This is a genomic window from Algoriphagus sp. AGSA1, assembly GCF_021390545.1.
In the GTDB taxonomy this organism is placed as follows: domain Bacteria; phylum Bacteroidota; class Bacteroidia; order Cytophagales; family Cyclobacteriaceae; genus Algoriphagus.
Window position 1 is genome coordinate 17,737 of record NZ_JAJUWR010000052.1, and the last position, 10,061, is coordinate 27,797.

Annotated in this window: 8 protein-coding genes; 6 read left to right on the top strand and 2 right to left on the bottom strand. The window is 44.9% G+C overall.

Annotated elements, in window-relative coordinates:
• Positions 1–42: 42 nt before the first annotated feature.
• A complete protein-coding gene (locus tag LZF95_RS24880) occupies positions 43–1,227 on the top strand; it encodes a GWxTD domain-containing protein (RefSeq protein WP_233758119.1) in 1,185 nt (394 codons plus the stop codon).
• A complete protein-coding gene (gene rlmB, locus LZF95_RS24885) occupies positions 1,200–1,973 on the top strand; it encodes a 23S rRNA (guanosine(2251)-2'-O)-methyltransferase RlmB (RefSeq protein WP_233758120.1) in 774 nt (257 codons plus the stop codon). Before LZF95_RS24880 ends, rlmB begins: the two co-directional genes overlap by 28 nt.
• Before the next feature lie 279 nt (positions 1,974–2,252).
• On the opposite strand, the gene LZF95_RS24890 is transcribed toward rlmB, so the two are convergent.
• Both LZF95_RS24890 and LZF95_RS24895 read right to left on the bottom strand, forming a co-directional pair.
• A complete protein-coding gene (locus tag LZF95_RS24890) occupies positions 2,253–3,323 on the bottom strand; it encodes a mannose-1-phosphate guanylyltransferase (RefSeq protein WP_233758121.1) in 1,071 nt (356 codons plus the stop codon).
• Between the two features lie 8 nt (positions 3,324–3,331).
• Positions 3,332–4,300: an SIS domain-containing protein gene (locus tag LZF95_RS24895; protein ID WP_233758122.1), complete on the bottom strand. Its 969-nt coding sequence runs from the start codon at positions 4,298–4,300 to the stop codon at positions 3,332–3,334.
• A 96-nt stretch (positions 4,301–4,396) separates the two neighbouring features.
• Between LZF95_RS24895 and recQ the strand changes: the two genes are divergently transcribed.
• The 4 genes from recQ to LZF95_RS24915 all read left to right on the top strand — a co-directional run bounded on the left by recQ (position 4,397) and on the right by LZF95_RS24915 (position 9,865).
• Positions 4,397–6,574 (top strand): DNA helicase RecQ, encoded by a 2,178-nt coding sequence (gene recQ / locus LZF95_RS24900; RefSeq protein ID WP_233758123.1) that lies wholly within the window; start codon positions 4,397–4,399, stop codon positions 6,572–6,574.
• Positions 6,575–6,588: 14 nt separating this feature from the next.
• The gene (gene purD / locus LZF95_RS24905) at positions 6,589–7,875 is read left to right on the top strand and encodes a phosphoribosylamine--glycine ligase (RefSeq protein ID WP_233758124.1); all 1,287 of its coding nucleotides are present in this window, start codon (positions 6,589–6,591) and stop codon (positions 7,873–7,875) included.
• A 132-nt stretch (positions 7,876–8,007) separates the two neighbouring features.
• Positions 8,008–9,417 (top strand): regulatory iron-sulfur-containing complex subunit RicT, encoded by a 1,410-nt coding sequence (locus tag LZF95_RS24910; protein WP_233758125.1) that lies wholly within the window; start codon positions 8,008–8,010, stop codon positions 9,415–9,417.
• On the top strand, positions 9,410–9,865 hold the full coding sequence (locus LZF95_RS24915; protein ID WP_233758126.1) for a gliding motility lipoprotein GldH: 456 nt from the start codon (positions 9,410–9,412) through the stop codon (positions 9,863–9,865). Before LZF95_RS24910 ends, LZF95_RS24915 begins: the two co-directional genes overlap by 8 nt.
• Positions 9,866–10,061 lie beyond the last annotated feature (196 nt).

Sequence of the window (10,061 nt, forward strand, 5' to 3'; positions counted from 1 at the left end):
AAAACAAGCCGACTCCTGATTTTTTTCATCCTCTTTCTAGGCATGGCAACACCGAACTTTGCCCAAAAAACCTTAAGCAGCTTAAACCAGACGCTACGCTACTCCAGATACTCTAGGCTATCGCTTAAAATTATTCCCATCAAAGAATCGGAAACCAGCTACAAGCTTCAGTTTCAGGTAGAAAAAATCGAGGAAAACCCTTCATTCAACACCTTTAGTTTCACCTATTCTATCTTGGGCAGCTATGATGAGGAGATAGTTTCGGACAATACGCATATCCTTACCTCTACTGACCTGAAATTTGATACAGACCGCCATTGGGTTTTTGAAAAATCTGTAGAAATACCTTCCCAGACAGAAACCTCCGTCGCTCTATTTACAGCTTTAGACACCCGGCAGGGAGATGAATATTATTATTCCACAGATATTAAGAGCAAGTTTGTGTATGACCTCCCTGATTTTGGGACATATTTCGCAAATAATGTGGCCTTTGACCAAAACTATCTGAACGCTGGGGAATCATTGCTTTTCAAGTCAAGTGGAAAACCTACCCTCCACAGCTTCTACTACCCTATCAGCCTGGAAGTACCTTATCCTCCTATGGAGACCAAACCCGCAGCGGTCCCAAGAGAATTGGAGGTAATAGACGAAGGGGATTTCTTGGAAAATGTACCAAAAAGCTTCGATAAATTAGGATACTATTTTATACAAAGTGACACCGCAGCTGCTGCGGGACTTGTGCTGAAAACAACCCATGAGGCTTTTCCCAAGGTTAAGGACTGGGATGAAATGGTGGATATGGTCACCTATATCTCCACCAGAAAAGAACACGAGGACTTAAAGGCGGCCCAGGACAAAAAGAAAGCATTGGACACCTACTGGATCAGCATGACAAGAAATGCCGATACTGCCAAGGAACTCATTAAAGAATATTTCAGACAGGTCGAATTTGCCAATATCCTGTTCACTGACTTCAAAGAAGGGTGGAAAACAGACAAGGGAATGGTCTATATCGTGATGGGGCCTCCACAGGAAGTCAACTTTTATTTGGACAGGGAAGTGTGGAGTTATGGAGGGACCAACGAGAGTTCGAGAATTCGCTTTACCTTTGCACGGGTAAAAAACATACTTAGCCCTCACTATTACACCTTGAACCGCTCACGTGCCTATCAGCCGGTTTGGTTCAAAAACATATCCCTATGGAGAAGCGGAAAGATGGCTTTTTGATCGAAAAAGGCGAACACGAGAAAGATTTTATTTTTGGCACCCGGGCAGTCATGGAGTCAATCCATGCCGGCAAGGACATCGACAAAGTGTTGGTCCAAAAAGAGATAAACAATGATCTGATCAAAGAATTGATCAAACTGTGCAAGGAGGAAAGAATCCCTGTGGTACGGGTGCCTGATGCAAAACTTAACAGAATCACCCGGAAAAACCACCAGGGGGTAGTAGCCCAGATGTCATCCATAGAATATGCTTCTTTGGATCATGTGATCGAAAGCTGCTTCAACGTAGGAAAGGCACCCTTGATTCTGATATTGGATAGAATTACCGATGTGAGGAATTTTGGGGCCATAGCCAGGACTGCGGAATGCGCGGGAGTGGATGCCATCGTGATTCCCGAAAAAGGAAGTGCCCAAATCAATTCTGACGCGATCAAAACCTCTGTGGGAGCACTTAATTTCCTTCCTGTGGTACGTGTACGAAATCTGTTCTACACCTGTAGGGATCTTCAGAAATCCGGATTGGTCCTGGTGGCCATCACGGAGAAAACCGATAAAACCATGTACGAAGCAGACTTCTCGGTACCAGTGGCCATGGTGATGGGGTCTGAAGAAGACGGTATCTCCACCGAGCTGATGGGGATCGTGGACGAAAAAGTCAAAATCCCCTTGGCCGGGAGGATAGAAAGCTTGAACGTCTCCGTATCGGCTGGAGTAGCTATCTACGAAGCTATCAGGCAGAGGAAGTAAAGACGATTTAAAGAATCAAGACTTTAGAGCTCAGAGTCAAGATTTTAGAATCAAGAATTCAGAGCCAAGAATCAAGCTTGCTTATCGTAGGTAGGAATCAAGGAAACCTCGAAGGGGTTAAACATTTAATAGCCCCGGATGCAATCCGGGGACAAAAGTTGATGATGGATACAACAACCCCAACGGGGTTGAACTTCTTCATTTGAAAGAAAAAAGTATCCAGTAAAATCAGTGTCAGGCTCCTTCTAAACTGTACATGACAAACTATGGGAGAATGGATTAGATAAATCCTTCTCCCTTCTTTTTTGCATTGGAGACAAACTCCCTGAATTTTTTCTCCGCATCCAGTTTACAGATCAGCAGCACATTGTCGGTCTCATTGACCAGGTAGTTTTCCAGGCCTTGTACCACCACCAACTTCTCACCATCTACTTTTATATAACTGTTTTTGGTATCATACAAGATAGCATTAGCCTCCACGACATTGTTGTCCTCATCTTTGTCCCTCATATCGTAGAGACTGTGCCAGGAGCCAAGATCAGACCAACCAAAATTCCCCAGGATCACATATACCTCACTTGACTTTTCCATTATCCCATAATCAATTGAGATATTTTTAACCTGGGTATAGGCACTGGAGATGAATGTATCTTCCCCGTCAGTCCCATAGAATGCCGCTCCCTCTTCAAAAACCTCAGCCAAATCCGGCATATACTCCTCAAAAGCATGGATGAGACTCTGAGCCTTCCAGACGAACATGCCAGAATTCCACACAAAATCCCCGCTGTCCAGAAACGTTCTCGCAAGTTTGGGATTAGGCTTCTCTATAAAAGTTTTTACTCTGAAGGCATCCGATTTTGGTTCTTCTATGTATTGTATATAGCCATAGCCGGTTTCCGGACGATTGGGTTTGATTCCCAGTGTGATCAACTTACCCTCACTTGCAGCATCCACTGCTTTTTTGAGCGTTTTTTCAAAGTTTTTTTCCTGTAGGATAAGGTGATCCGCGGGCGTCACTATGACGGTAGCCTCCGGGTCAACAGAACGGATTTTGTAAGTAGCATACGCTATGCAGGGGGCTGTGTTTTTGCGCATAGGCTCAACAAGGATCTGATGATCTTTCAGCTCTGGCAACTGTTCCTTGACCAGTGCCACGTATTTTTTATAGGTAATGACGACAAACTGATCGAGATCCGCAGTATCAGCAAAGCGGTCAAAAGTCATCTGCAGAAGTGAACGGCCTGTGCCCAGAATATCCAAAAACTGCTTTGGCCGCTTTCTACGGCTATAAGGCCAAAACCGGGATCCTATGCCCCCGGCCATAATTAAAATATAGGGTTTACTCTGCATGCTAAAACTTAAACAATTCCTTCTTTCATTAATTCATGAATATGGACAAAACCTGCGATTTTATCTCCATTCATAGCTACAAGTTGCGTGATATTATGGTTTTTCATCATATTTAACGCACGGATGGCATATTCTTGTGTTGAAATGGATTTAGGGTTCACTGACATGATGTCTGATGCCTTGAGAGATTGAATATCCAAGGATTTTTGAAGCATTCTACGCAAATCACCATCCGTAATGATACCTTTTAGATTCCCTTGCCCATCCACTACTGCCGTGGCTCCAAGTCTTTTCCCGGATATTTCCAAGATCACTTCGGCAAGTCCCGCATTTTCTGTTACAACGGGAATCTCCCCTCCTCCCAATACATCTCCCACTCTCAGGTACAGCTGTTTGCCCAACGAGCCTCCTGGGTGATACTTCGCAAAATCATCGGAAGTAAACCCTCTCGCTTCCAGTAGGCACACCGCCAAGGCATCTCCAAGAGCCAGGTGGGCCGTAGTGCTTGTCGTCGGCGCGAGATTATTCGGACATGCCTCTTCCCCTATAGTTGCGTTCAGGACAAAATCCGCATGCTCCGCCAGGAAGCTTTTGGTATTGCTCACCAGCGCAACAAGCTTAGAACCAAGCCTTTTAAGCAAAGGAACAAGCACTTTAACCTCTGGGGTATTTCCGCTTTTGGAAATACAGATGACCAGATCCTCCTTCTGTATCATACCCAAATCACCGTGGATAGCATCAGCGGCATGCATAAAAAGCGCAGGGGTACCTGTGGAATTCAGTGTTGCTACGATCTTATGTGCGATAATTGCACTTTTGCCTACCCCAGTGACAACCACCCTCCCTTTAGACGCCAAAACATGCTTCACACAGGCCTCAAAATCGTCATCCAAAAAATCTACAAGATTTAACACCGCCTGAGCCTCGTTTTGCAAGACTCTTGTGGCTGTATTTCTAATATTTTTAGCTAAATTCAATTTTACCTGTGTTTATAACTAATTTTGAACCCGGGTATAAATGTAATAAATCATTCCTGTTTACAGGCTTTAGTTACCCTTTTAGCCCCTTAACAAGTGGAAGAAAAAGTAAAAGCAGATCTCAAACAAATCTTTGGATTCAGTCAATTCCGGGGGAATCAGGAATTGATTGTGGATAACTTGCTCAATAAGCGCAATACCTTCGTCATTATGCCTACTGGTGCTGGAAAATCCCTGTGCTATCAGTTGCCGGCCGTGATCAAGGAAGGAACCGCTATTGTGATCTCTCCTTTGATAGCTTTGATGAAAAACCAGGTGGACCAACTGCAGGCCTTGGGAATCAATGCCCACTTCCTAAACTCCACGCTGAATAAATCAGAAGTTACCCGTGTGAAAAGCGAAGTGATGGCTAAAAAAACCAAGCTGCTCTATGTAGCTCCGGAATCTTTGACCAAGGAAGAAAATGTGGAATTCCTGAAGTCCGCCAAGCTTAGTTTTGTGGCCATAGATGAGGCGCACTGTATCTCAGAGTGGGGACATGACTTCCGTCCGGAATACCGAAGGATCAAATCCATCATAGCCCAGATCGCCCCTAATCTACCTATCATAGCCCTCACGGCCACGGCTACACCCAAGGTACAGCAGGACATCCAGCGCAACCTTCAAATGGAGGAAGCCGACCTGTTCAAGTCCTCCTTCAATAGAACCAACCTGTTCTACGAAGTCCGTCCAAAAGTGAAGAATGACTCCAAGCGAGACCTGATTAAATTCATCAAAGGGCACAAAGGAAAATCCGGAATCATCTATTGTCTCAGTAGGAAGAAAGTAGAGGAAATCGCCCAGTTGCTTAGAGTAAACCAAGTCAATGCGGCACCTTACCATGCTGGACTGGATTCCTCCGTACGAATCAAAACCCAGGACGACTTTCTCAACGAGGAACTTGACGTAATCGTAGCTACCATTGCCTTTGGTATGGGCATAGACAAGCCTGATGTACGCTACGTGATCCATTACGACGTGCCAAAATCCCTGGAAGGCTATTATCAGGAAACCGGACGTGCAGGCAGGGATGGTCTTGAGGGACACTGTCTGATGTTCTACCGATACGAAGACATCATCAAACTCGACAAGTTCAACAAGGACAAACCTGTCACGGAACGGGAAAATGCCAAGCTCCTCTTACAGGAAATGGCTGCCTATGCGGAGACAGGCGTTTGTCGAAGAAAATTCATCCTGAATTACTTCGGTGAAACCATGGATGAAGACTGTGGTTTCTGTGACAACTGCAAGCGTAATCGAGAGACTTTCGAAGGGATGGACATGGTAATCACCGTACTCGAAGCCGTAAAACAAACCAATGAGCGTTTTAGGCTAGATCATTTAGTGAAAGTGATTATAGGTGAATCTACCGACTATGTGTTGAGTTATTCGCATGACAGTCTCCCTGTTTTTGGCAAAGGCAGTGAAACCACCGAAAAAAGATGGGTTGGTGTCATACGTCAGGTGATGATCCTGAACATGCTCGAAAAGGACATAGAAAATTACGGTGTATTAAAACTGACTCCAAAAGGCAAGGATTTTATGGAGTCACCGTATTCGCTTGACCTTCATTATGACCATGATTTTGAAGCGGAAGTGCAAAACGGGCAGGCAGAAATAGTCATCAACACAGGTATCTCTTACGACGAGAAACTGTTTGAACTACTCAAGGCGGAGCGCAAAAAAGTAGCCCGTACCAAGGGATTGCCTCCTTATGTGGTCTTTCAGGATCCCTCCTTGGAAGAAATGGCCACTGTATATCCGACCTCCCGGGAAGAGCTTGCGCAAATCATTGGCGTAGGTATGGGAAAAGTCGCTAAATTCGGGTCTTCATTCCTGAAACTGATTTCAAAATATGTGGAGGAGAATGAAATAGAGACCGCTTCGGATGTAGTAGTGAAATCATCTGGTACCAGATCTAAAGTAAAAATATCAATAATCCAGCAAATCGACCGCAAGGTAGGCTTGGATGAGGTGGCAGAAAATCTCAACATGAACATGAGTGATTTGCTCCATGAAATAGAGCAGATCATTTATAGCGGAACTAAACTAAATATAGATTACTACATAGAGGCTATCATGGACGAAGATCGGGAGGACATGCTCCACGATTACTTCATGAATGCTTCCAGTGATCAGATCAAAGCTGCCATGGAAGAATTGGAAGACGAGGACTTTGCAGAAGATGAATTGCGGGTGTATCGTATCAAGTTCATCTCTGAGCATGCGAATTAACTTGAATTGAGTCAATGAACATACTCTTATTAGGAAGCGGAGGCAGAGAACATGCTTTCGCCTGGAAGATCGTACAGAGCGGCGATTGTACCCAATTATATGTTGCCCCAGGAAACGCCGGCACCGAAACCATAGCTACAAATGTCCCCATAAGCATTACTGACTTCGAGGCAATCCGGGATTTTATCACCTCAAAAAACATCGGACTGGTCGTCGTAGGCCCAGAGGAGCCTTTGGTGAAGGGCATCGTGGATTACCTCCAAAACCAACCAGAGACTGTTGCCATTCCAGTTGTAGGGCCATCCAAACTCGGAGCCACACTGGAAGGCAGCAAAGATTTCTCCAAACGCTTCATGCAGCGCAACAACATCCCTACGGCTGCTTATGAGACCTTCACGGCAGACCAACTGGATGCTGCCTTGGCATATCTGGAAACACAAAATCTTCCAATTGTATTGAAGGCAGACGGTCTTGCCGCTGGAAAAGGTGTACTGATCTGCCTGACCCTGGAGGAAGCCAAGACCTCTCTGAAAGAAATGTTGCTGGACCAAAAATTCGGTGAAGCCTCATCCAAGGTAGTGATAGAGGAGTTTCTTACAGGGATAGAACTTTCCGTTTTTGTGGCCACCGATGGCAAAAGTTATAAAATCCTGCCGGAGGCAAAAGATTACAAGAGAATCGGAGAAGGAGACACTGGCCTAAATACCGGAGGAATGGGCGCTGTGAGCCCTGTGATATTCGCCGACGAGGCTTTTATGGCCAGAGTGGAAGAGAAAGTAGTCAAACCTACGGTAGAAGGACTTGCAAAAGAAAACATCCCTTACAAAGGATTCTTATTTATCGGACTGATGAACAAAGACGGGGAGCCAAAAGTAATCGAATACAATGTCCGCATGGGTGATCCGGAGACGGAGGCAGTACTTCCGAGGATAGAAAGTGATTTTCTTGCTTTACTTCAAGGAATAGGCACAGGTATCTTGGATTCCTATGAACTGAAAATATCCGCTGATTATGCCACCACAGTAGTCATGGTAAGCGGAGGATATCCTGGATCTTACGACAAAGGGAAGGTGATCTCTTTGCCCGACACTGTCGAAGGTGCGGAGATTTTCCATGCAGGAACAGGCAGAAATGCCCATGGGGAATTAACCAATCAAGGAGGCCGGGTAATTGCGGTTACTGGTAAAGGTAAGACCCTTCAGGAAGCACTGAGCAATGCCTTTACCACGGTAAGAGGAATTGGCTGGGATCAGGCTTACTACCGAAAGGATATAGGAATGGATATCCTGAACTTAATGTAATTATACACAAAACTAATCGGGGCTCTGCCCTGTCTATATATTATGTCTGGATGTAGCACATGCTCAACCTCCACTGGAGGAACTGGAGGATGTCAAAGTAACGGCACCTGCGGGACGAGCGATTGTAATAAAATGAATGTCTTTGATTGGCTGTCTCATATGGGAATTCCCGAGGTGGACAACTTTGACATCGTAGAAGTAAAATTCAAAGGGGGCAGAAAAGAATATTTCCGAAATGTGGATTTTCTGACCTTAAATACCGGTGACCCGGTAGTGGTAGATGTCCCTAGTGGACACCACATCGGCTATGTTTCTCTCCAAGGTGAGCTAGTAAGGCTCCAAATGCAGAAAAGAAAAATCAGGAATGACGATGAAATCCTGAGAATATACCGTGTAGCCAATCAAAAGGATATGGAAAAATGGGGAGAAGCCCAAAACCGGGAAATCCCTACCCTATACAGATGCCGACAGATTGTGGAAGAGCTGGGGCTGAAAATGAAAATGTCTGATGTAGAATATCAGGCGGACAATTCCAAGGCCACATTTTACTACTCTGCAGATGACCGGGTCGATTTCCGTGAACTGATCAAAGTACTGGCAGGTGAGTTCAGGATCCGAGTGGAAATGCGACAGATCAGCCTCCGCCAGGAAGCAGGAAGACTTGGCGGCATAGGGGTTTGCGGAAGAGAACTATGTTGTTCCACCTGGCTGGTGGACTTCAAAAACGTAAGTACTTCTGCGGCAAGATACCAAAATCTCTCCCTGAACCCCGGCAAACTGAGCGGGCAATGTGGGAGGCTGAAATGCTGCCTCAATTATGAATTGGACACCTACATGGATGCGATCAAGGACATCCCATCTATAGACCGTCCACTACAAACCGAATCCGGCCCGGCCAAACTTCAGAAAACGGATATTTTCCGAAAGCTGATGTGGTTCAGTTATAATAACGACAACGACTGGCATAGCATCACCTGTGAAAGGGTAATGGAAATACAGGCAATCAATGAAAAAGGAAAAAAAGTCTTCTCGCTTCAGTACAACGAAGCTTCAGAGATAGAAGATCTGGCAGCCAAGTCAACTCGGGAACTGGAGCTTTTAGACAAGAAATTTGCCAGTCCGAGCAAAAAAAGAAAGAAAAAACCACGCCCGCAGAACAGAAATACAGGAGGTGCCAACCGCGATCAACAAGAAGTCAATAAACCTGCATCGAAATCCAATTCCGGCGATTTCCGACAACAAAACAATACTCAAGGCCAAAAACCGACCGGGGACAGGCCTAAAAAAAGAAGAAACAACAAAAACAGAAAGCCCAGAAATACAGAGGCAGGTACCACACAGGCTGCCTCCACTCCACAGCAGCAGCCTAAAGCACAAAACGCATCGCCCAAAAGGCAAAATGTCCAAAAACAAAAAGCACAGGAAAACAATGTAGGTAATGGCAGCGGTGCTGGAGAATCCAAACCCAAACCTCAAGGAAAGAAGAGATTTCCTCCTAGAAAAAACCAAGGACCTAATCCAAACAAGCCTGGAAATGAATAAGGTAAAGAACTGCCTTTTTTTACTTCTTATCCCCATATTCCAAGCCTGCACAGATGGCCGTATATATGAGGATTTTCATAGCTTGCCAAACCAGAGCTGGAGTATCACTGACAGCCTTGTGTTTGAACTGGGAGAGGTGGAATTGATCAATACTCCTAATCTGGTTGCTGTAAAATACAACGAGGATTATGCCTTTTCCAACTGCTACCTGAGAATTATAAGCAAAGATTCATCGGGAGTGATTTTGGATAATAAACTGGTAAACATGAAGCTGTTTGACCAGAAATCCGGTGAACCTCTGGGTAAGGGTTTTGGAAACTCATACACTCGCTACGACACGCTCCCATTTCTATTCCCCCAAAACACAAAAAGCGTCACACTGCTACAGTATATGCGCCAAGATCGCTTGCCAGGTGTAGAAGCTGTGGGAATTAAGATTTTGGAGTAGAATGTTCGGTGTGGGATGTCGGATGAGCGGCGTCAGTTGACAAAAAAAAAGGAATAGTTATCAATAAAAAGATTGGTGTAGCTCAACGTTTTACGAACTATTATTGATCCTAGAATCAGTTTAAAATTGTCTGAATTTATTAATATTCTCAGAAACCCATTCTTCGAAAGTAAGTGCTGGTCTTCCCAGAACATCT

Coding starts and splice junctions, on each gene's coding strand:
- LZF95_RS24880 (WP_233758119.1), top strand. CDS start 43: ATGGCAACACCGAACTTTGCCCAAAAAACCTTAAGCAGCTTAAACCAG.
- rlmB (WP_233758120.1), top strand. CDS start 1,200: ATGGAGAAGCGGAAAGATGGCTTTTTGATCGAAAAAGGCGAACACGAG.
- LZF95_RS24890 (WP_233758121.1), bottom strand. CDS start 3,323: ATGCAGAGTAAACCCTATATTTTAATTATGGCCGGGGGCATAGGATCC.
- purD (WP_233758124.1), top strand. CDS start 6,589: ATGAACATACTCTTATTAGGAAGCGGAGGCAGAGAACATGCTTTCGCC.
- LZF95_RS24910 (WP_233758125.1), top strand. CDS start 8,008: ATGAATGTCTTTGATTGGCTGTCTCATATGGGAATTCCCGAGGTGGAC.
- LZF95_RS24915 (WP_233758126.1), top strand. CDS start 9,410: ATGAATAAGGTAAAGAACTGCCTTTTTTTACTTCTTATCCCCATATTC.